Annotated in this window: 20 protein-coding genes; 15 read left to right on the top strand and 5 right to left on the bottom strand. The window is 69.6% G+C overall.

The genetic code is table 11. The features are described 5' to 3' along the window. The first annotated feature begins 63 nt into the window (after nt 1-63). On the top strand, nt 64-1,260 hold the full coding sequence (locus NF557_RS17300) for an ATP-grasp fold amidoligase family protein (protein ID WP_252621012.1): 1,197 nt from the start codon (nt 64-66) through the stop codon (nt 1,258-1,260). Between the two features lie 33 nt (nt 1,261-1,293). On the opposite strand, the gene NF557_RS17295 is transcribed toward NF557_RS17300, so the two are convergent. Next, a complete protein-coding gene (locus NF557_RS17295) occupies nt 1,294-1,884 on the bottom strand; it encodes a hypothetical protein (protein WP_252621011.1) in 591 nt (196 codons plus the stop codon). Next, entirely contained in the window at nt 1,881-4,073 is a 2,193-nt protein-coding gene (locus NF557_RS17290) for a glycosyltransferase (protein WP_252621010.1), read from the bottom strand. Before NF557_RS17290 ends, NF557_RS17295 begins: the two co-directional genes overlap by 4 nt. 216 nt (nt 4,074-4,289) lie before the next feature. Here NF557_RS17290 and NF557_RS17285 point away from each other — a divergent pair, with 216 nt between their 5' ends. From NF557_RS17285 to NF557_RS17265, 4 genes are read left to right on the top strand one after another with little or no spacing between them, the layout of a single operon-like run. Next, nucleotides 4,290-5,552 carry a nucleotide sugar dehydrogenase gene (locus tag NF557_RS17285; protein ID WP_252621009.1) on the top strand — a complete coding sequence of 421 codons (1,263 nt, stop codon included), beginning with the start codon at nt 4,290-4,292 and terminating at the stop codon, nt 5,550-5,552. Beyond that, nucleotides 5,549-6,445 carry an ABC transporter permease gene (locus tag NF557_RS17280; RefSeq protein ID WP_252621008.1) on the top strand — a complete coding sequence of 299 codons (897 nt, stop codon included), beginning with the start codon at nt 5,549-5,551 and terminating at the stop codon, nt 6,443-6,445. Before NF557_RS17285 ends, NF557_RS17280 begins: the two co-directional genes overlap by 4 nt. Beyond that, the gene (locus NF557_RS17670; RefSeq protein ID WP_280923975.1) at nt 6,432-7,451 is read left to right on the top strand and encodes an ABC transporter ATP-binding protein; all 1,020 of its coding nucleotides are present in this window, start codon (nt 6,432-6,434) and stop codon (nt 7,449-7,451) included. The genes NF557_RS17280 and NF557_RS17670 overlap by 14 nt, the downstream gene beginning before the upstream one ends. Then, complete coding sequence (locus tag NF557_RS17265; RefSeq protein ID WP_252621007.1) at nt 7,448-8,575, top strand: glycosyltransferase family 4 protein; 1,128 nt, start codon at nt 7,448-7,450, stop codon at nt 8,573-8,575. The genes NF557_RS17670 and NF557_RS17265 overlap by 4 nt, the downstream gene beginning before the upstream one ends. A gap of 121 nt (nt 8,576-8,696) precedes the next feature. Here NF557_RS17265 and NF557_RS17260 read toward each other — a convergent pair whose 3' ends face one another. Together NF557_RS17260 and NF557_RS17255 are read right to left on the bottom strand one after the other, a co-directional pair. After that, on the bottom strand, nt 8,697-10,004 hold the full coding sequence (locus NF557_RS17260) for a UDP-glucose dehydrogenase family protein (protein WP_252621006.1): 1,308 nt from the start codon (nt 10,002-10,004) through the stop codon (nt 8,697-8,699). 190 nt (nt 10,005-10,194) lie between these two features. Further along, nucleotides 10,195-11,058 carry an alpha/beta fold hydrolase gene (locus tag NF557_RS17255; RefSeq protein WP_252621005.1) on the bottom strand — a complete coding sequence of 288 codons (864 nt, stop codon included), beginning with the start codon at nt 11,056-11,058 and terminating at the stop codon, nt 10,195-10,197. A gap of 249 nt (nt 11,059-11,307) precedes the next feature. Here NF557_RS17255 and rpsF point away from each other — a divergent pair, with 249 nt between their 5' ends. The 10 genes from rpsF to mnhG all read left to right on the top strand — a co-directional run bounded on the left by rpsF (nt 11,308) and on the right by mnhG (nt 19,444). Continuing rightward, nucleotides 11,308-11,595, top strand: coding sequence for a 30S ribosomal protein S6 (rpsF, locus tag NF557_RS17250; protein ID WP_252621004.1), 288 nt, complete (start codon nt 11,308-11,310; stop codon nt 11,593-11,595). A gap of 28 nt (nt 11,596-11,623) precedes the next feature. Continuing rightward, nucleotides 11,624-12,262 carry a single-stranded DNA-binding protein gene (locus NF557_RS17245; protein ID WP_252621003.1) on the top strand — a complete coding sequence of 213 codons (639 nt, stop codon included), beginning with the start codon at nt 11,624-11,626 and terminating at the stop codon, nt 12,260-12,262. A gap of 77 nt (nt 12,263-12,339) precedes the next feature. Then, nucleotides 12,340-12,576: a 30S ribosomal protein S18 gene (gene rpsR / locus NF557_RS17240; protein ID WP_252621002.1), complete on the top strand. Its 237-nt coding sequence runs from the start codon at nt 12,340-12,342 to the stop codon at nt 12,574-12,576. Nucleotides 12,577-12,597: 21 nt separating this feature from the next. Then, nucleotides 12,598-13,044 carry a 50S ribosomal protein L9 gene (gene rplI, locus NF557_RS17235; protein ID WP_252621001.1) on the top strand — a complete coding sequence of 149 codons (447 nt, stop codon included), beginning with the start codon at nt 12,598-12,600 and terminating at the stop codon, nt 13,042-13,044. A gap of 288 nt (nt 13,045-13,332) precedes the next feature. Then, nucleotides 13,333-16,203, top strand: coding sequence for a Na+/H+ antiporter subunit A (locus NF557_RS17230; RefSeq protein ID WP_252621000.1), 2,871 nt, complete (start codon nt 13,333-13,335; stop codon nt 16,201-16,203). Then, a complete protein-coding gene (locus tag NF557_RS17225) occupies nt 16,200-16,631 on the top strand; it encodes a Na(+)/H(+) antiporter subunit C (RefSeq protein WP_252620999.1) in 432 nt (143 codons plus the stop codon). Before NF557_RS17230 ends, NF557_RS17225 begins: the two co-directional genes overlap by 4 nt. Continuing rightward, on the top strand, nt 16,631-18,184 hold the full coding sequence (locus NF557_RS17220) for a Na+/H+ antiporter subunit D (protein WP_252620998.1): 1,554 nt from the start codon (nt 16,631-16,633) through the stop codon (nt 18,182-18,184). The genes NF557_RS17225 and NF557_RS17220 overlap by 1 nt, the downstream gene beginning before the upstream one ends. Next, a complete protein-coding gene (locus NF557_RS17215; RefSeq protein WP_252620997.1) occupies nt 18,181-18,729 on the top strand; it encodes a Na+/H+ antiporter subunit E in 549 nt (182 codons plus the stop codon). The genes NF557_RS17220 and NF557_RS17215 overlap by 4 nt, the downstream gene beginning before the upstream one ends. Beyond that, on the top strand, nt 18,729-19,049 hold the full coding sequence (locus NF557_RS17210; protein ID WP_252620996.1) for an MrpF/PhaF family protein: 321 nt from the start codon (nt 18,729-18,731) through the stop codon (nt 19,047-19,049). The genes NF557_RS17215 and NF557_RS17210 overlap by 1 nt, the downstream gene beginning before the upstream one ends. Beyond that, nucleotides 19,046-19,444 (top strand): monovalent cation/H(+) antiporter subunit G, encoded by a 399-nt coding sequence (gene mnhG, locus NF557_RS17205; RefSeq protein ID WP_252620995.1) that lies wholly within the window; start codon nt 19,046-19,048, stop codon nt 19,442-19,444. Before NF557_RS17210 ends, mnhG begins: the two co-directional genes overlap by 4 nt. Before the next feature lie 28 nt (nt 19,445-19,472). Here the strand turns inward: mnhG and NF557_RS17200 are convergent, their stop codons facing one another. Continuing rightward, nucleotides 19,473-20,792 (bottom strand): MATE family efflux transporter, encoded by a 1,320-nt coding sequence (locus NF557_RS17200; protein ID WP_252620994.1) that lies wholly within the window; start codon nt 20,790-20,792, stop codon nt 19,473-19,475. Nucleotides 20,793-20,862: the final 70 nt, after the last annotated feature.

Here is a 20,862-nt window from a genome sequence, read left to right as displayed (position 1 = left end):
AGCGTAAGGTGCCTGGTGGCCGTTCGTGAGCAACCGCGACGGCCCGAGGACTCGAGGAGACGCATGACTGACTCCCTGCGGCGCAAGGTGGTGCGCAGACTGCCCGGCGTGGGCTGGCGCACCGACCTGCTGGACCAGCGTGCCCAGCAGGTCGACAAGCTGCGGGGCCAGCTCGCAGACCGCGACGCCAAGATCGCCGAGCTCCGGACGACCGTGCGCAAGGAGCGGGCTGCGCGTCAGAAGGCCCAGGAGCGGCTGGTCGCGGACCGACCAGAGTTCGGGGAGACCGCGCCGCCATCGTTCCGCCGCAACCTGATCAACCTCAGACGTGACGTCGAGGCGCTGCGCCCGTTCGACCCGCAGGTCTTCCACCCGGTCCTGCAGATCCCTCGCAAGCTGCGCAACTACCGCCTTGCGGCCAGCCACGGTGTTGCCGTGCCCGAGGTGCTGGGCGTGTGGGGCGCGCTGGACCTGATCGACCTGTCCGGCCTGCCCGAGCGGTTCGTCCTGAAGTCTGACCAGGGGGCCGGAGGCCACGGGGTCTTCCCGCTGCGCAGGATCGATGACGACCGGTTCGCGCTCGTCGGTGGCGACGAGGTCCACACCCGGGAGAGTCTGATCGAGCGCTTCCGGACCAGGGCCTCGTTGGCCGGCCCCTGGTTCGCCGAAGGGTTCCTCGAGCAGCGCGAGGCCGGCGAGGAGATCCCCGACGACATCAAGGTCTATGCCAGCTATGGCGAGGTCACCATGCTGCTGCTGCGCCGCATGCCGGTGCATGCCAGTCTGCGCTCCGCGCGCTATCGCTACGTCGACCAGGACGGCGTCAATCTCGGCATGGACATCTCGCCGGGTCAGACGATCGACGAGACGATCCCGCTGCCCCAACCGTTCGAGGAGTTCGTCGCTGTGGCGCGGCACCTCTCCCGCGCGGTGGCGCTGCCGTTCATCCGGGTCGACATCTATGACACGGTCGACGGCCCCGTCCTCGGTGAGCTCACCCGGGCCCCCGGCGGCGCCCAGCGCTACCGCAAGGACCATGACATGGCGATGGGCCTGGCCTGGGACCAGGCGCGGTGGCGCCTGGACATGGATGTCATCAGAGGCCGCCCGCTGCGCAACCTGCACGGCCTGCACCCGGCGCCGAGCTACTACCCCCCGGACCACCGCTCGCACCGCGACGAGAACAGGGGGTGGGAGGTGGTGAGCGCCGACTGCTCCCAGTGGTGCTTTGGCAGCGCGCTGCCACCTGCTCGCGACTGAGCGCTCGGTGTGGACGCCTGGGTGTCGCCTCGCTCAGGTGGTGGCCGGGCCCAGGCTGCGCAGATAGGTCATCGTCATCGGGTGCTCCGGCCCGAAGGGCATCAGGGCGACAGCCTGGTAGTGCCGGCGGAGCTGCTGCAGCCGGCGCTCGAGATAGGCGGCCCACCCGTCCTCGTCGGCGACCTGCTCCTCGGCGTGCCAGGTCGCCTCGTCCAGGACCAGCTCCACGGGCCAGCCGAACTCGCGCACGGCAGTGAAGTGGTCCCCGCTGACCACGAGCACCGGCCGGAAGCCACCGGTCAGCAGCTGCTCGCGCGCGATCTCCTCCAGCAGGTCGGGCAGCTGCGCCGGCGGCGCGTCGACGAGGGAGAGTATGACGACGGGCACGTTGTCCAGACCCTGGCCGGCCAGCTGGTGGCCAGCTGCGACGAAGACGGTGCCGCCGACCCCCTCGTCAAGGTCCATGGTGCGCGAGACGACCTCACGAGCCAGCTGGCTCTCCCGCAGCCCGGTCAGGGCCCGGAGCGCGACGGACTCGGCCGCCGGCACCCGCCGGACCTGACGGGCCACCTCGCTGGCGACCTTGCGAGGCGTCAGCTTCTTCCTGCCCGGGTTGTCGCTCACGACCGTCCTCCTGCCACCTGGATGAGGAGCTGCGCAGCGTCCTGGGCCCCGTTGCCGGGGTCGGCCTCCTGGGCACGCTGCGCCATGGCCCTGCCGTTGCTCAGCAGGTCAGCCAGCAGCGGCGTCGCCGACTCCACGCTCAGGTGCGGCAGCTGGTGGGCCCAGCCCTGGTCGGCCGCGAAGCGCGCCCGGGCCTGCTGGTCGTCCAGCGACGTGGAGGAGTTGGGCACGAACAGGGAGGGCACGCCCATCCGCAGCAGCTCGTGGAAGGAGTTGTAGCCGGTGGCGCTGATGACCACGTCGAACGCGGCATAGCGCCGGGACAGGGGGTAGTCCCGGACGAGATGGATGTCCTCACCTGCCGCTGCTCCCGCGGTGGCGATGCCCGGCACCGTCACGCAGACGCCGATGCCCAGACCGGTCAGGGCGTGGATCGCGGCACCGACATCGCTGGTGGTGTCGTTGATGTTGCCGGCGCCCAGCGAGACGAGGGCAAGCGGTCCGTCCGCCGGCAGCCCGAGGGCGGCCCGGGCCTGGTCGCGTGGCTCCAGATCACCCCGGTCGAGCAGGGTGACGGGGTTGACCCGGTGGGCGGGGGCGTCCACCGTCACGCCCCGGTCATAGGCCTGCGCCAGGTCTCCCGGCTCGAGCACCGCGTCAAACCAGTCGTCCTTGGCCAGCTGCTCCTTGTTGCGACCCTCGCGCCACATGGCACGCCGGGACCAGACCCAGCGGGCCTCGGGGTGCTCGAGGCGGATCTCCTCCATGCCGCCATAGGGCCACGTGCCGTCGAAGACCACGACGTCCGGGTCGAACCGGTTGATCGCGTCACCGACCCGGTCCCGGAAGATCGGCCGCCACCGGTGCGGAGGCATCGACAGCGCCCTGGAGCTGGGGAGGTATTCGTAGCTGAGCCCGAGCTGACCGGCCAGCGGTGCCGCCTGCGACAGTGACACGATGTGGGCCTGCGCGCCCTCGCCGAGTCGCGTGGCATAGGAGAACAGGCGGGTCAGGTGCCCCATCCCGGCGCCGTTGCTGGACATCAGCATGATCCGCGGCCCGCCCGGGGCGCGACCGGTGCGCGGCCGCCGCGGAGCGGCCCTGGGCCCGTCGACCGGCTCGCTGGGCGGACCGATCAGGGCCTGCACCCGCGCGACCTGGGCGTCATAGCTGAAGCGCTCGCGGACCAGCTGTCGCGCGCGGTCCCGCTGCGCGGCATACGCCCCCCGGTCCGAGCGCAGGGACTCGACCACGTGCCGGACCTGCGCCGGCTCGGCATAGACGGCGGCCGGGCCGAAGAGCGGCTCGAAGTGCGGTGGCAGGACCGCGACGACTCCCGCGGCCAGAGCCTCCAGGATGGTGCGGCCGAACGCCTCCACCCACCGGGGGTCGTGATAGTAGACGAAGAAGTCGAGGCCCTGCAGGAACGTGTGCGGACTCAGCTCACCGAACTCCAGCACCTGCCAGGACGGGGGGATGCGACGCAGCAACCGCTCGACCGGGTCTGCCCCGCCCAGGACGCGCACCTCCCAGGAGCCGTCGACCGGATAGACCTGCCGCAGGGTGGCAGCGTCCCGGGGCCACTTCTGCCGGGAAGGTCTGCTGTGCCGGCCGATGACCGGACGGTCGCCGGCCCAGTCATCACGGGGCACGGTGGGGGCCCAGGCCTCCACGTCGATGATGTTGACCCAGTCAGCCTCCATCAACCGCTCGCGCGGCACGTCGCCGACGATCTCGGCCCGCACGAGCGGTCCGATCGGTGCCCAGAGAGGTTCGACCCCGACGTGCGCCCGCGCGGCCCGGTCGGCCAGCCCCACGTCATACACCTGCCTGCCGTTGGCATCACGCGGACCGGAGTTGGCCAGGATCACGGCCGTGTCGGTGCTGATGGGGGGCAGCTGCTGCGCCGCGGCCTGGAGCACGCCGGGGTGGCGGAAGATCACCAGTCGCGCCGCGACCGGGGCCCGTCCCACGAGCAGGTCGGCCACCCCGGACCGGACGAGAGCGGCGATCGCCGGGTTGACGGGCCCGACCTTGGCGACCAGGGGGCCGTTGAGGTGGAGCAGCCCGACCCGGTAGCCCGCCCGGTGCAGGGCCTCGACCTCGGCGGCGACGCTGTGCGACGTGCCGCCCGGGAAGCGCAGGTCGGAGACGAGGATCACGTCCACGTCGCGGCGAGTGGGGCTCATGGTGCCCACATCCTGCCACGGGGGCACGGCGAGGGCCGGGAGCGCGTGAGATGGAATACATCGGCCGTGGCGAGGCGTTGGATCGGGGCCATCAGGCCCGGGTTCCCGGTGCTCGCTGCGATATGCTGCCGTGCACCGCGGGACCGCGCCCTCCGCAGTGGCACCGGGCGCCATCACCGTCCCGAGCACAGTTCACAGACACCGAGGAGCACCGACGTGGCCGCAGACGCCGTCATCATCGGCCTGGGATATGTCGGTCTGCCGTTGGCCCAGGAGGCCACCAAGGCAGGCTTGACGATCCTCGGCTTCGACATCAACCAGGGGGTGGTTGACGCGCTGAACGCTGGGACCTCTCACATCGATGACCTCTCCGATGGTGACATCGCGGCGATGGTCGAGGGTGGGTTCAAGGCGACGACGGATGAGTCGGAGATCGCCTCGGCCAAGGTGGCTGTGATCTGCGTGCCGACGCCGTTGTCGGACGAGGGTGGTCCGGACCTGCGTGCGGTGGAGGGTGCGGTGGAGGCGGTGGCCCGCCACCTGCAGCCGGGGATGTTGGTGGTGCTGGAGTCCACGACCTATCCGGGCACGACCGATGAGGTGGTCCGGCCCAAGCTCGAGGCTGGCGGCATGGTGGTCGGTGAGGACTTCAACCTGGCCTTCTCCCCGGAGCGGATCGACCCGGGCAACGAGACGTTCGGGGCCAAGAACACCCCCAAGGTCGTCGGGGGACAGACCCCGGCGTGCACCGATGCTGCGGCGGAGTTCTATGGCCGGTTCGTGGACACGATCGTGCGGGCCAAGGGCACGCGGGAGGCCGAGACGGCCAAGCTGCTGGAGAACACCTATCGGCACATCAACATCGCGCTGGTCAACGAGATGGCGCGGTTCTGTCATGAGCTGGGCATCGACCTGTGGGACGTCATCGATGCGGCGAGCTCGAAGCCGTTCGGGTTCCAGGCGTTCTATCCCGGTCCTGGTGTGGGTGGGCACTGCATCCCGATTGACCCGAACTATCTGTCGCACAACGTGCGGGCCCGGCTCGGTTATCCGTTCCGGTTCGTCGAGCTGGCCCAGGAGATCAACTCGGGCATGCCGGCCTATGTTGTCAGCCGCATCCAGGACCTGCTCAACGAGGATGGCAAGTCGCTGAAGGGCTCGACGATCCTGCTGCTGGGTGTGACCTACAAGCCCAACATCGCCGACCAGCGTGAGTCCCCGGCGGTGCCGTTGGCCAAGGCTCTGGTCGCCAAGGGCGCCGCTGTGAGCTTCCACGACCCGCACGTGCAGAGCTGGGGCGCCCTGGGTGACTCGGTCACCCGCGTCGAGGACGAGTTGGTCGGGGTGGCCGAGGCGGACCTGAGCGTGCTGGTGCAGAACCACCGTGAGTATGACGTGGACGCGCTGGCCGCGAAGGCCACCCGCTTCTTCGACACCCGCGGCAAGGCCGCCGACGGCGAGCGGATCCACCGGCTGTGACCCAGGGGGGCCCCGACCACCAGGGTTCGCTGCCTGGGTTGTCGGCGCAGGAAGCAGCTGCGCTGGCAGGCCGGCACGGCCTTGAGCACGTCGGGGTCCGTCCCCCTCTGCCCGTCTATGTCCGGGACCTCTTTCGGCACCGCCACTTCATCTGGACGATGTCGGAGGCGGGCTTCATCTCCCGTCACCAGAACAACTATCTCGGCCTCTTCTGGTCGGTGCTGAACCCACTGCTGCTGGGCGCCGCCTACTACCTGATCTTCGGGCTGTTGCTGGAGACCACGCGCGGGGTGGACAACTTCATCGCGTTCCTGACTGCCGGGCTGTTCACCTTCATCTTCATCTCGGCCGGCTTCAACTATGCGGCCAAGTCCATGGTGGACAGCACCGGACTGGTCCGAGCACTCCGGTTCCCCCGCGCCATACTGCCGATCTCGGTCTCCATCACCGAGCTGATCGCGACCGTTCCAGCCTTCCTGATCCTGTTGGTGCTGTGCCTGGCCACCGGTGAGGACCCGAGCGTGAAGTGGCTGCTCTTCCCGGTCGCTCTGCTCATCGTCGGCCTCATCACCCTGGGCATCGGGCTGATCGCCGCTCGGATCGTGCACGCAGCGCGCGACGTGGGCAACCTGATCCCGCTGCTGACCCGCATGCTGCGCTACGTCTCCGGCATCTTCTTTCCGATCGCGAACTACGCGGGCGAGGGGTGGATCAGTGTCGTGCTGCTGTATCAACCCATCGCCGTGTCCCTGCAGATGGTGCGCGAGTCGCTGATGGGTGAGTTCCCGCTCGATCCGGTCACCTGGGTGGTCAGTCTGGCCTGGGGGGTCCTCCTGACGGGGATCGGGTTCGTCTTCTTCTGGCGCGCGGAGGCGACCTATGGCCGTGCCTGACAAGAGCAGGGTGCCCGCCGTCATCGCCAACCACGTCGACGTCACCTATCGCGTGTATGGCGCTGGCCGGGGCAAGGTGGTCGACGAGCAGACCGCCCTGACGCGGTTGCTCAACCGTGGTGCGGAGCAGGTGGGTGTGCGGGTGGTGCACGCCGTCAAGGACGTGTCGTTCGTGGCCTACCAGGGCGAGTCGGTCGGCCTGATCGGGCGCAACGGCTCGGGCAAGTCGACCCTCCTGCGCGCCGTCGCCGGACTGATACCGCCGGACGGTGGGGACATCTATCTCAACGGTAAGGCGTCGCTGCTCGGGGTCAACGCGGTGCTGATGCGGCAGCTGTCCGGTGCCCGCAACGTGATGATCGGTGGGCAGGCCCTCGGGTTGTCCAAGGGCCAGGTCCTCGAGAAGTTCGACGAGATCGTGGAGTTCTCCGGACTCGGTGAGTTCATCGACCTGCCGATGAGCTCCTACTCCTCCGGCATGGCGGCGCGGCTCCGGTTTGCCATCTCGACCGCTGCCGTGCCGGACATCCTGGTGGTGGATGAGGCGCTCGGCACCGGTGACGCCGACTTCCGCAAGCGGGCCACGGAGCGGATCGCCAAGATCCGGGACAGCGCCGGGACGGTCTTCATGGTCAGCCACAACGACGCCACCATCAAGAAGATGTGCGAGCGGGCGCTGTGGATGGAGCAGGGCCACCTGATCATGGACGGCCCCGCCGGTGAGGTCGTCGACGCCTATGCGGCGTGGGTCGCCGAGCGGCAGGCCGCCGCCAAGAAGGCCGCTGCCAAGAAGCCTCCGCCCAAGAAGCCGGCGCCCAAGAAGACGGCGCCGCCCGCGGAGCCGGCGCCCGAGGCGGTCGAGCCCGAGGCGGCCAAACCAGACGTGGCCAAACCCGACGCGGCCAAGCCCGAGCCGGACGCGGCCGAACCCGAGCTGGACAAGCCTGACGTGGACCAGCCGGACGCAGACAAGCCAGACGAGCCGAGGACAGGCCAGGGAGCATGACGCGCTCGGCCCTCGTCGTCACCGTCGTCCATCACCCGAGTGACGCACGGATCAGACACCGGCAGATCGAGTCACTGCTGCAGGCCGGTTGGCGGGTCACCTATGCCGCGCCGTTTGCCGACTATGGACTGACCCGGCCGGTCGGCATCCGCGGGCTCACCCCGATCGACGTCGCGCGGGCCACCGGACGCAACCGGCTCACCGCCCTGCGCGCGGCGCGGCAGATGCTGCGTGACCGCGCCGCCGGACATGACGTCGTGCTGCTGCACGATCCCGAGCTGCTGCTGGCGGTGCGCGGACTGCGAGACCTCCCGCCCGTGGTCTGGGACGTCCACGAGGACACGGCCGCGGCGCTGCAGGTGCGACCGTGGGTGCCCGATCCGCTGCGCTCACCAGCCGCGTGGGCCGTGCGCCGGTTGGAGCGTTGGGCCGAGGCCCGGATGCCGCTGCTGCTCGCCGAGCACGAGTATGCCGACCGGTTCCAGCAGACCCACCCGATCGTGCCCAACACCACGCGGGTGCCGCGAGAGCCGGAGCCTCCGGGCGTCCTGGACGACGACGGCCGGCAGCGCGTGGTCTATCTGGGCAGCCTGACGCCCGAGCGCGGGTCCCAGGAGCTGATCGACGTGGGCCACCACCTGCTGGCCGCGACGAACGGACAGGTCCAGGTGCACGTGATCGGCCCGGCCCACGGTGCGTCCGGCGAGGCGCTGCGCGTGGCAGCCAGGGAGGGAGCGGTCGTGTGGCACGGTTTCGTGCCGAGTGACCGCGCCCTGCCGATGCTCGACGGTGCCCTGGCCGGTCTGTCACTGCTGCACGACGAGGCGAACTTCCGGCACTCGATGCCGACGAAGGTGATCGAGTACCTCGCGCGCGGCGTCCCGGCGATCAGCACACCTCTGCCAGTCCCCAAGGAGCTGCTCGAGCGCACCGGCGGTGGCCTGGTCGTGCCGTTCCAGGATGTGCCGGCGACCGTGGAAGCCGTGCTGGCGCTGCACCGCGACCCCGCTCGGGCCCAGGAGGTCGGTCGTGCCGGACATCGTGCCGCTGCCGAGGGTTATGACTGGGAGATGGTCGCCCCGCAGTTCATCGCAGCCCTCGAGGCAGCTGTCACCTCTCGCTGACCGCCCACCCCAACAACTGACCGCCCACCCCAACAACCTGGGCACGGTTTCGGCGCCCATGGGAGGGATATATCCATCTCACAGGCGCCATAAGCGTGCCCAGGTGGGGTGTCAGGCAGGGTCAGGGGCGGCCGAGACCGACGTAGGTCCAGCCCGCGTTGCGATAAGCCTCCCGGTCGAGCACGTTGCGCCCGTCGATGATCAGCTTGGTGGCCACGCTTGCGGCCAGCTGCTCCGGGTCGAGCTCACGGAACTCCGGCCACTCGGTCAGGTGCAGCACGGCCTCGGCGCCCTCGACGGCCGCGCTGGCGGAGTCGGCGTAGTCCAGCGTGGGGAAGATCCGGGCGGCGTTGTCCATGGCCTTGGGGTCATAGACGGTGACGCGGGCTCCGGACAGGTGCAGCTGACCCGCGATCGAGAGGGCGGGGGAGTCGCGCACGTCGTCGGAGTTGGGCTTGAACGCTGCACCCAGCACGGCGACGCGGCGGCCGGCGAGTGAGCCGAGGTGGGTGCGCACCAGGTTGACCACGTGGTCTCTGCGGCGCTGGTTGATGGCGTCGACCTCGTGGAGGAAAGCGACGGACTGACCAGCGCCCAGCTCAGCAGCCCTGGCGCTGAACGCGCGAATGTCCTTGGGCAGGCAGCCACCACCGAAGCCGACGCCGGCGTTGAGGAACTTGCGCCCGATGCGGTCGTCGTGACCGATCGCGTCAGCCAGCTGCGTGACATCAGCACCGGTCAGCTCGGCGATCTCGGCCATCGCGTTGATGAAGGAGATCTTGGTGGCCAGGAAGGAGTTGGCGGCCACCTTGACCAGCTCGGCCGTCGGCAGGTCGGTGACGACGACCGGTGTCTGGTCCTCGGCGATGGTGCGGGCATAGACCTCGCGCAGGATGGACTCCGCGTTGTCCCCGTTGACGCCCAGGACGAGACGGTCCGGGTGCAACGTGTCCTGGACGGCGAAGCCCTCACGCAGGAACTCCGGGTTCCAGGCCAGCTCCACCGTGACGCTCTCGGGGGTGGCGACCTCGATCCGCTCGGCCAACCGCTCGGCGGTGCCGACCGGGACGGTCGACTTGCCGACGACGAGAGACCCGTCCTTGAGGAAGGGGATCATCGCGTCGACGGAGCCGTCGACGGCACTCATGTCCGCCGCCGGGCTGTCCCGGCGTTGCGGTGTGCCCACACAGATGAAGTGGACGTCGGCGTCAGCGATCTCGGCGATGTCGGTGGTGAACCGCAGCCCCTTGCCGACGTGCTTGGCCAGGAGTGGCTCGAACTCGGGCTCATAGAACGGCATGCGTGCCTGGTTGAGGGTCTCGATCTTGGCCGCGTCGACATCAACGCCCACCACGTCGAAGCCGAGTTCGGCCATCCCCGCAGCGTGCACCGCCCCGAGATAGCCGGTTCCGATCACCGAAATGCGCATACCCAGTCCTTGGTCGAAGACACAGAAGTTTCGTCGAGGCTACCGGCGTGCCCAGCCCACTCCCAGCCCTAGTGGTGTGTTATTGGACACCCCTGAGCGAGAGTTGTGACGAGGTCGACAAACCTGAGGAGGGGTCGTTGACTCGGACAGAACTCGGACAGACGGCCTCGCTGGTCGCCAGAACCGACTGCTACCTCGACAGGTCAGTGACGCTGAGCCACCGCTCGATCATCGGCTCGAGCTGGTCGGGCACCTCGAACTGGTGGAAGTGGCCCGCCCCCACGGTCCGGCCCAGCGTCAGCAGCGCGCGGTCCGGGACGAGCCGGTCGAGGTCACGCTCGGCCGTCGCCGCCTGGATCACCAGGATCGGTGCGGAGAGTCGACCGAGCACGGCTGCACCGTCGAACTGGGCCATGGCCTGCGCACCACCGGCGGCCACCCGCGGATGGACGGAGGCCATGACCTCCACCACCTGGGTGTAGTCGGCCGTGTCCGTCGGCAGGACCAGGGAGCGGGCAAAGCCACGCCGCAGCTCGCCGCTGTGGTCCCGCGACACCGGCTCCACCTGGTCCGCCCAGAAGGCCTTGCCCCGTCCGTGGGCCAGCGGTGCCGGGTCGAGCAGCACGGCACCGACCGGGACGGCCGCCCCCGCCGCATCCGCACGGTCCAGCGTCGCGAGGGCCACGAGCGCACCGAGGCTGTGACCGATGACGACCGGAGAGTGCAGCCCGGCCTCCCGGCTGACGGCCAGCACGTCGTCGGCGAACTCCTCGATGCGGGTCGCGACCGTGCCGGTCGCAGGTTCGTCCTGGTCGCCCCGGCGGCTGCCGACGCCGGCCGACCCGTCGTCATACGTCTCCCTGCTCTGACCGTGGCCGCGCAGGTCCAGCGACAGCACGCGATGGGCCTGCTCGAACCGCTCCCGCAGCGGCGCCAGGGCGGTGCGGTCGCAGCACCAACCGTGGACGAGCACCAGGTCCCGTGTCCCGGCATCCTGGGGACCAGACAGGGAGTAGGAGATCGGCCCCGAGGCGCTCCTCAACAGCGGTGACATGAGCCCGATCCTGCCATCGACGACCCGCACCGGTCGCCACGCCCACCGCGGATTAGGCCAGGGTGGTCGCGGCTCGGTATCGTGGACGGGTTCACCGTTGACGGTTGGCTCCCGCCTGCCTGTGGATCGCGCCCTGCGGGTGTCGGTCCGCTCTGGCACAGTGGGACCAACACGAAGCGGTGGGACGAATGCAACCCTCCTGTCACGGAGAGACCGTGACCGCTGAGACCGAAGGAGGTGGGTTCACGCATGCGTCAATACGAACTCATGATCATCCTTGATCCGGAGTCCGACGAGCGGAACCTCCAGCCGACGCTGGAGAAGCTGCTTGCTGTTGTCACCAAGGAAGGTGGCAGCGTCGACAACCTCGACCTGTGGGGACGTCGTCGTCTGGCTTATGAGATCAAGAAGCAGTCTGAGGGCATCTACGCCGTGGTCAACCTGACCGCGACGTCTGCCACCGCACAGGAGCTGGAGCGCCAGCTGGGCCTGAACGAGACCGTTCTGCGCACCAAGCTGATGCGCGTCGGCGCCTGACCGACTCGACAGAGCAAAGGACTCAGACATGGCTGGCGAAACCCCGATCACCATCGTTGGCAACCTCACCGCCGACCCCGAGCTGCGTTTCACTCCCTCTGGCGCTGCCGTCGCGAACTTCACCGTGGCCTCCACGCCGCGCACGTTCGACAAGCAGACCAACGAGTGGAAGGACAGCGAGACGCTGTTCATGCGCTGCTCGATCTGGCGTGAGGCGGCCGAGAACGCCGCCGAGTCGTTGACTCGCGGCACCCGCGTGGTCGTCACCGGCCGCCTCGTCTCCCGCTCCTGGGACTCTCCCGAGGGCGAGAAGCGCACCGTCATGGAGATGCAGGCCGACGAGGTCGGCCCGTCTCTGAAATACGCCACCGCAAAGGTCACCAAGGCCCAGCGCGGCGGCGGTGGCGGTGGCAACTGGGGTGGCGGCCAGGGCCAGCAGGGCGGCGGTCAGCAGCCGTATGCCGGCCAGCAGGGCGCCAGCCCGGCCGGCGGTCAACCCGGTGGCCAGGGTGGTCAGCCCCCCCAGGGTGGCCAACCCACCCAGGGTGGCCAACCCACCCAGGGTGGCCAGGCCGAGTCCGACCCGTGGGCCACTGGCGGCAACGCCGGTGGTCAACAGCAGGGTGGCGGTTGGAACAGCCCGTCCTACGACGACCCGCCGTTCTGATCTATCCCTGACCAACACCAAGAACCACACCATCCCGAGGTGACCCCTCGGGCTCTCACAGAATGGAGAGCACCACGATGGCCAAGCCCGTTGTGCGCAAGCCCAAGAAGAAGGCGAACCCTCTCAAGGCCGCCAAGATCGAGTCCATCGACTACAAGGACACCGCGCTCCTGCGCAAGTTCATCTCCGACCGCGGCAAGATCCGCGCTCGTCGGGTGACCGGTGTCTCCGTGCAGGAGCAGCGCCGCATCGCCACCGCGGTCAAGAATGCCCGCGAGATGGCCATGCTGCCCTACTCCAGCTCGGCGCGCTGAGCACCAGACAAGGAGAAGTTGATGAAACTCATTCTCACCCAGCCGGTCTCCGGCCTCGGCGTGGCCGGTGACGTCGTGGACGTCAAGGACGGCTACGCCCGCAACTACCTGATGCCCCGCAAGCTGGGCACCGCCTGGACCAAGGGCGGCCAGAAGCAGGTCGACGCGATCCTGGCCGGTCGCGAGTCCCGGTCCCACCGGTCGGAGGAGGAGGCCAAGGCCGCCAAGGCGGCCCTGCAGTCCACCACCGTGATCGTCTCGGCCCGTGCGGGTCAGGGCGGTCGACTGTTCGGTGCGGTCACCTCCGGCGACATCGCCGAGGCGATCGTCGCATCCGGCGGTCCCCAGGTCGACAAGCGCAAGATCGAGGTCCCGACCCCGATCCGCAACGTCGGCGAGCACCAGGCTCACGTCCGCCTCCACGACGACGTCTCCGTCGACGTCACCGTCGTGGTGCAGGAGGCCTGAGCACTCAGCACCCCACTCGCGTGAGCACCGCCCACGCGAGCAGGCAGCACCAGGGGCCGGTCGGGAGTCATCCCGGCCGGCCCCTCTGCTCTGCCCGGGCCCGCACCACCGTCAGCAGGCCGTCGCCGGCACCGCGCCGGCGGTGTCCTCAAGGACCATGCCGTTGGGCTGGCGGCTATAGGTAAACTGACCGCGACTCCAACCCCCTTCCGCCCCTGCGGATCGTGGGTCGAGGGCACCCACTGACCCGGGCCTCGGCTGCGCCGCCCAACCACCCGAGGAGGCCCGTTGCTCGTCCTGGTCGCAGTGCACGCGGTGGCGGGCATCCTCGCACCCATGCTCGTGCGACTGATGGGAGCGCGGGCGTTCGTGCCGCTGGCGGCCGTCCCGGCGTTCACCGCCGGTTATGCGGCCTGGCAGTACCCCGCGATCAGCTCGGGGCGCCCACCCACGGAGACCTTCACGTGGATCAGCGAGCTCGACCTGTCGCTGAACTTCCGGATGGACACCCTGGCCTGGCTCATGACGCTGATCGTCTCGGCGGTCGGGGCACTGGTGCTGCTCTACTGCGCGCACTACTTCGACGACCGGGAGCGCGGCAAGGGGCTGGGCCTGTTTGCCGGGTCGCTGACCGCCTTCGCCGGCGCCATGCTCGGCCTGGTCACGACCGACGACATGCTCCTGCTCTATGTGTTCTGGGAGATCACGACGATCCTGTCCTACCTGCTCATCGGCTATGTGATGACCAGCAAGGCCAGCATCGCCGCCGCCAAGCAGGCACTGCTGGTCACCACCTTCGGTGGGCTGGCGATGCTCGTCGGCATCGTCATGATCGGCGAGACACAGGACACCTATCTGATCAGCGAGCTCCTGGCCAACCCCGGCTCAGGCCCGTGGATCACCGGCGGCGTCGTGCTCCTGATCGTGGGCGCGGTCAGCAAGTCAGCCCTGGTCCCGTTCCACTTCTGGCTGCCCGGTGCGATGGCCGCCCCGACGCCAGTCAGCGCCTATCTGCACGCCGCCGCGATGGTCAAGGCCGGTGTCTACCTGGTGGCCAGGTTCGCTCCGGCCTATGCCGACCTGGCCGTCTGGCGCTACCTCGTGATCATCCTCGGCGGCTACACCATGCTTCTCGGCGGCTACCGCGCGCTGCGACAGTACGACCTCAAACTGCTCCTGGCCTACGGCACGGTCAGCCAGCTCGGTTTCATCACCCTCCTCGTGGGGTTCGGCACCCAGGGCATGGCGATGGCTGGCCTCGGCCTGCTGTTGAGTCACTCGCTGTTCAAGTCCTGCCTCTTCCTGACCGTGGGCACCGTCGAGCACGCGACCGGCACCCGTGACGTCCGCCGGCTCTCCGGCATCGGTCGGCGTATGCCGTGGCTCACCGCGGGCGCGATCCTTGCGGCCCTGTCCATGGCCGGGGTGGGGCCGGTGCTGGGCTTCGCCGCCAAGGAGACCGCGATCGACGCACTCCTGCATCCCGACGGCGGCTGGGAGACCTTCGACGTCGTGGTGCTGCTCCTGGTGGCACTGGGCTCGGTGCTGACCTTCGGCTACTCCGCCCGGTTCGTGTGGGGCGCGTTCGCCCGCAAGGACCCGGCGCTCGCGGGGGACGCCGGTCAGGTGACGACGGTCTCCCACCCCCCGGAGCGGCTCCTCGTGGCGGTGCCGGGCGTGCTGGGCCTGGCCGGGCTGGTCGCCGGCCTGGCCTCACCGCTGCTGGAGGTCGAGTTCGCCCGCTACGCCAGCGCCTATCCCGTCACCGACCACGAACCGCACCTGGCGCTGTGGAGCGGGTTCGTCCCGGCGCTCGGCGTCTCGGCCCTGATCTGGGTCCTGGGCTCCCTGCTCTTCCTGGGCAGCGCGCCGGTGGCTCACCTCCAGCGCCGGCTGCAGGTCCCCCTAGATGCAGGGCGGGTCTATCAGCAGCTGGTGCGGGGCGTGGACCGGCTGGCGCTCGAGGTCACCGGTGGCTTCCAGCGGGGCTCCCTGCCGACGCTGCTCGCGATCATCCTCGTGGTGCTGGTGACCCTGCCCACCGTGCAGCTCGTGCGCGGGGTGACCTGGCCGGACGACATCACCTGGTTCGACCGACCGGCTCAGGTGGGGGTCGGCGTCGTCGTGGTGTTTGCGGCGATTGCCGCGACCCGCGCCCGGCGCCGCCTGCGCGCCGTATTCCTGGTCAGCGTCACCGGCTATGGCACCGCCATGCTGTTCCTGCTGCACGGCGCACCCGACCTGGCCCTGACCCAGGTGCTCGTCGAGACGGTGACCCTGGTTGTCTTCGTCCTGGTGATCCGGCGCCTGTCCGGTCGCTTCCCGGACGACCCCAGCGTGCTGACCCGCCGGCTGCGCGCCGTCCTCGGTGTCGCGGTGGGAGCCGTCGTCGCGGCCGTCGCGATGACCGCGGTGGCCGTGCGCTCCCAGGAGCCCTCCGCCAGGAGCCTGATCGAGACGGCCAAGGAGTATGGCGGCGGAGACAACATCGTCAACGTGATCCTGGTCGATGTCCGGGCCTGGGACACGATGGGCGAGCTGTCCGTGGTCCTGGCCGCCGCGACCGGCGTCACCAGCCTCATCTTCCTCAAGCAAGACGCCGTCGTGCGCGCCCGTCGGGCCCTGCGACAGACCTGGCGCAACCGCTCCACCGCAGCGACCGAGGAGAGCGGCGGGCAGCGCTGGATCGCGGCCGCCCAGGAGCTGGACCCGAGCCGGCGCTCCACGATCTTCGAGGTGGTCACCCGCCTGGTCTTCCACACCATCGTGCTGTGGTCGGTCTATCTGCTGTTCAGCGGTCACAACTCACCGGGTGGCGGCTTCGCCGCCGGGCTGGTGGCTGGTCTCGCGCTCGCCCTGCGCTATCTGGCCGGTCGCGGCTACGAGCTGCGCGTGGCCCTGCCTGTCATGCCCGGTCTGCTGCTCGGTGGCGGGCTCTTCCTGGCCGCGGCCTCCGCCATACTCCCGATGTTCTTCGGCTCACCACCCCTGCGCACCTGGATCTTCGACGTCCCGATCCCGATCATCGGCGACGTCCATGTGGTCACCTCGCTCCTGTTTGACCTCGGGGTCTATCTCGTGGTCGTCGGGCTGATGCTCGACATCCTGCGCTCCCTGGGCTCCTCGCTCGACGAGCAGATCGCACAGGAGGGCGAATGAGCCCTAACATCACCTTGATCCTGGTCTCCTCGGCGCTCATCGGCACGGGGGTCTATCTGCTGCTCGCGCGCTCGATCGTGCGTGCCCTGGTCGGTTTCCTGCTGATGGGCAACGGGATCAACCTGCTCTTCATGGTCGCCTCCGGACCGGCCGGTGAGGTGCCGATCCTGGGTGAGGGGGAGGGCGGTCCGATGGCCGACCCCATCCCGCAGGCGCTGGTGCTCACCGCGATCGTCATCACCCTGGCCATGACGGCGTTCGTGCTCGCGCTGGCACACCGGGCCTGGCAGCTCGGTCGTGACGACCTGCTCGAGGACGACGAGGAGTCGGCGCGCATCCACCGCCGGGCCGAGGAGAACGACCTGGCCGGCGAGTCCGAGGACGACGCCGACGTCATCGCTGCCGAGTTTGCGGAGGAGGACGACTGATGAACGAGTTCGCGTGGCTCGTGCCACTGCCGGTCGTCCTGCCCCTCGTCGGTGCCGGGGTCAACCTGGCCGCCGTCGGTCGCACCCGGATCCAGCGGGCCGTCAGCATGTCGGTGCTGACCGCGGTGCTGGTCGTCACCGGGGTGCTGCTCTTTGCCGCCGACGTCCGCGGCCCGCAGGTCGTCCAGGTCGGTGGCTGGGCCCCGACCGAGGGCATCGTGCTCATCGTCGACCGGCTGGCTGCGCTGATGGTGATCGTCTCGACGGTCGTGACGATGGCGGTCCTGCGCTACTCCATCGGCCAGGGGCGCTCGTCGTTCGACCAGGAGAGCGACGGCCACGCACCGCTGCCGGTGTTCCACCCCACGATGCTCGTGCTCAGCGCCGGGGTGTCCACGACCTTCCTGGCCGGCGACCTGTTCCACATGTATGTCGGGTTCGAGATGCTGCTGGCCGCCAGCTTCGTGCTGCTCACCCTCGGTGGGACCGAGGCACGGGTGCGCGCCGGAGTCACCTACGTCTTCGTCAGCCTGCTCTCCTCGATGCTCTTCCTCATCGCCATCGCGATGATCTATGCCGCCACCGGCACGGTGAACCTCGCGATCCTGGCCACCCGCCTGGAGCTGATCCCGCACGACACCTCGGTGGTGCTGCACCTGCTGCTGATCCTGGGCTTCTGCGTCAAGGCCGCGGTCTTCCCGATGTCGGGCTGGTTGCCGGACTCCTATCCGACCGCACCCGCCCCGGTGACCGCAGTCTTCGCCGGCCTGCTGACCAAGGTCGGCATCTATGCGCTGATCCGCACCCAGACCCTGCTCTTCCCGGACGGCTCGCTCAACACGGTGCTGATGTGGGCCGCCCTCGCGAGCATGATCGTCGGCATCCTCGGGGCGGTCACCCAGGACGACATCAAGCGGATGCTCTCCTTCACCCTGATCAGTCACATCGGCTATCTGCTCTTCGGCATCGCGCTGGGCAGCGACGCCGGGATGTCCGCGGCGATCTTCTATGTGCTGCACCACATCACGATCCAGACCACGCTCTTCCTCGTGACCGGTCTGGTCGAGCGGGTCGGCGGCACCACGGCCTCCTCGCACCTGGGTGGACTGGCCCGGATCAGCCCGCTGCTCGGCATCCTCTTCTTCGTCCCGGCGATGAACCTGGGTGGCATCCCGCCGTTCTCCGGCTTCATCGGCAAGGTGGGGCTGATGCAGGCCGGCGTCCAGGACGGCGGCTGGCTGGCGATGGTCCTGGTCGTCGGGTCGGTGGTCACCAGCCTGCTGACGCTGTATGCCGTGGCCCGGGTCTGGGGGCGCGCGTTCTGGGGGGCGCCGCCCCAGCCGGAGGAGGGCATGACCTTTACGCCCGCCCGCACCGGCAAGAGCCGCGCCATGGCAGCCGGCGTGGTGGTGCCGACGACGGCACTGGTGATCTTCACCCTGGTGCTGACCGCGGTCGCCGGTCCGCTGTTCGACATCACCCAGCGCGCCTCGCTCGACCTGCTGCTGCGCGAGCCCTATCTGCTGGCCGTGCTCGGGGAGGGGTTCCGGTGAGACGCAGGACGAGTGACGTCCAGTGGTCCTCCTTGGGCCTGCTGACGATCGTCTGGGTCATGCTGATGGGAGAGGTGACCCTCGGCAACATCGTGGCCGGCCTGCTGGCAGCCCTCGTGGTCCAGGTGGTCTTCCCGCTGCCCTCGCTCGTGGTGGGCGTGCGCCTGCGGCCGTGGCCGTTCGTGGTGCTCGCAGCCCGCTTCCTGTGGGACATGACGACCGCGTCGGTGCAGGTGGCCTGGTTTGCGATCCGGCCCGGACCGACCGTCGGCGGGGTCGTCGTCGACCTGCGGTTGCGCTCGGACAACGACCTCTTCCAGACCATCACGGCCGAGATGGTGGCACTCGTGCCGGGGACCGTGGTCGTCGACCTGGACGGACAGCGCCGCCTGCTCACCCTGCACGTGCTCGACATCAGCACCCGCCAGGAGGCGGAGGAGATCCGCCACCGGGTGCTCGCGCAGGAGGCCCGGGTGCTGCGCGCCTTCGACCCCGACCCGGACGCGGCCCTCAACCCGCGACGACGTCGGGAGGTGAGCGGCTGATGGGCTTCACCGAGATCGTGACCTGGGCGATCGGCATACTGCTGGTCCTGGCCTCCCTGCTGACCGTGGTCCGCATCGTCACCGGTCCCAGCGTGCTGGACCGCGTGGTGGCCTCTGACGTCCTGGTCTCGATCGTGATCTGCGCGCTCGGTGCCCAGACGGCCCTGGTGGACGGGACCAGCACCCTGCCGATCCTGATCACCCTGTCCCTGGTCGGCTTTATGGGGTCGGTGGCGGTGGCCCGGTTCGTGGCGCGTGACCGGGACTATCCGGTCGAGTTCGACGAGCCGGACTCGCTCGAGGGTGAGGAGGCGCCGTGAACTGGGATGCCATCACCGACATCATCGGCCAGATCCTGATCCTGTGCGGTGCCGTGCTCTGCCTGACGGCGGCGATCGGCCTGCTGCGCTTTCGTGACCTGCTGACCAGGATGCACGCCGGCACCAAACCTCAGGTGTTGGGCGTGCTCATGGTGCTGACCGGCGTGGCGCTGAGCAAGGAGGGCGGCCTGCACATCGGCATGCTGGTGCTGATCGGCGTCTTCCAGATGCTGACCATCCCGGTGGGCGCCCACATGGTGGGCCGGGCGGGCTTCCGCACCGGTCAGGTGGCACCCTCCGACGTGCACCTCGGGCCCCCGAGCGACCACATCCCCGATGCCGTGGGCCGCGACGCCTCGGACGGGTGGGCCCCCGAGCCCGAGGACGAGCACTAGCGGCCTGTCAGTGCCCGGTGCCGGTCCGTCAGCGTCCCGCCCCCGTGACGAGCCAGACATCTCCGCGGGAGCGGACGAACAGACCGGCGGCGCGGATCGCCATGAACGCGGCGAAGGCGACCCAGAGCCACACCAGCCCGGTGATGCCGGTGACGCCAGAGGCCTGCAGCAGCCAGATCATCGGCAGATAGGCCAGCAGGAACCCGATCTGGGCCAGCGCCAGCCACCGTGCGTCGCCGGCGCCGATCAGCACCCCGTCCAGGACGAAGGCGATGCCGGCGACCGGCTGCCCGGCTGCCACGATCAGCAGGGCGGCCGCCAGCGCGGCGCGCACCTGAGGGTCGGCACTAAACCCCAGCGGGATGACCTGGTGCAGCGCCACGATGAGCACAGACAGGATGGCACCGAACCACACGCCCCAGCGCACCATGGTGGCCGTCGCCGCCCGCACGGCGTGCACGTCGCCGGCACCGAGGGCCTTGCCCGTGATGGCCTGACCGGCAATGGCGAGGGCATCGAGGGCGAACGCCAGCGCGCTCCACACCGTCAGCGCTACCTGGTGCGCGGCCAGCTGTGGTTCACCCAGGCCGGCAGCGAACCAGGTGGTGAGCAGCAGGACGGCCCGCAGCGCGAGCGTGCGGACCAGCAGCGGGACGCCGCCACCGGCAGCGCGCAGCACCCCGGGACCGTGCAGGCGCAGCGACACCCCCAGCCCCCGGGCGCCCCGGACGACGACGGCGCCCAGGGCGAGCGCCATACCCGTCTGCGCGATGACCGTGCCCCATGCCGCACCCGCGATGCCCATCCCGACCGGGTGGACCAGGACGAAGGAGAGCACGGCGTTGGCGGTGAACCCAGCGATCGCGGCGACCATCGGCGTCGTGGTGTCCTGCAGCCCGCGCAGCACCCCGGTCGCGGCCAGCACGACCAGCATCGGGGGTATGCCGAGGGCTGAGATGCTCAGGTAGGTCACGCCCTGCCCGGTCACGGCCTCCGACGCGCCGAAGGCGCGGATCAGCGGTTCGGCGAAGGCGATGATCCCGATGGTGGCCAGGACGCCGAGCACCAGGGCGAGCCACATGCCGTCGATCCCGGCAGCGAGAGCACCCTTCTGGTCGTGCGCACCGGTGCGGCGGGCTACGACCGCGGTGGTGCCGTAGGCGAGGAAGACGAAGATGTTCGTGGCCGTGAGCAGCACGGCGCTCGCCACGCCGAGACCGGCCAGTGGTGCGGTGCCGAGGTAGCCGACGATGGCGCTGTCGGCCAGCAGGAACAGGGGTTCGGCGACGAGCGCGAGGAAGGCCGGCACGGCGAGCCGCAGGATCTCGCGGCGGTGATCGGTCGGCACGCAGGAAGTCTAGGTCGCAGTGGGCACACTAATTTTGCTCCACATGCGGTGGAGGACGTCTGTGCAGTTC

Source organism: Ornithinimicrobium cryptoxanthini, assembly GCF_023923205.1.
Classification (GTDB): domain Bacteria; phylum Actinomycetota; class Actinomycetes; order Actinomycetales; family Dermatophilaceae; genus Ornithinicoccus; species Ornithinicoccus cryptoxanthini.
Note: the sequence above shows the minus strand (reverse complement) of the source record. Positions and strands in the feature narration are given on the sequence as shown.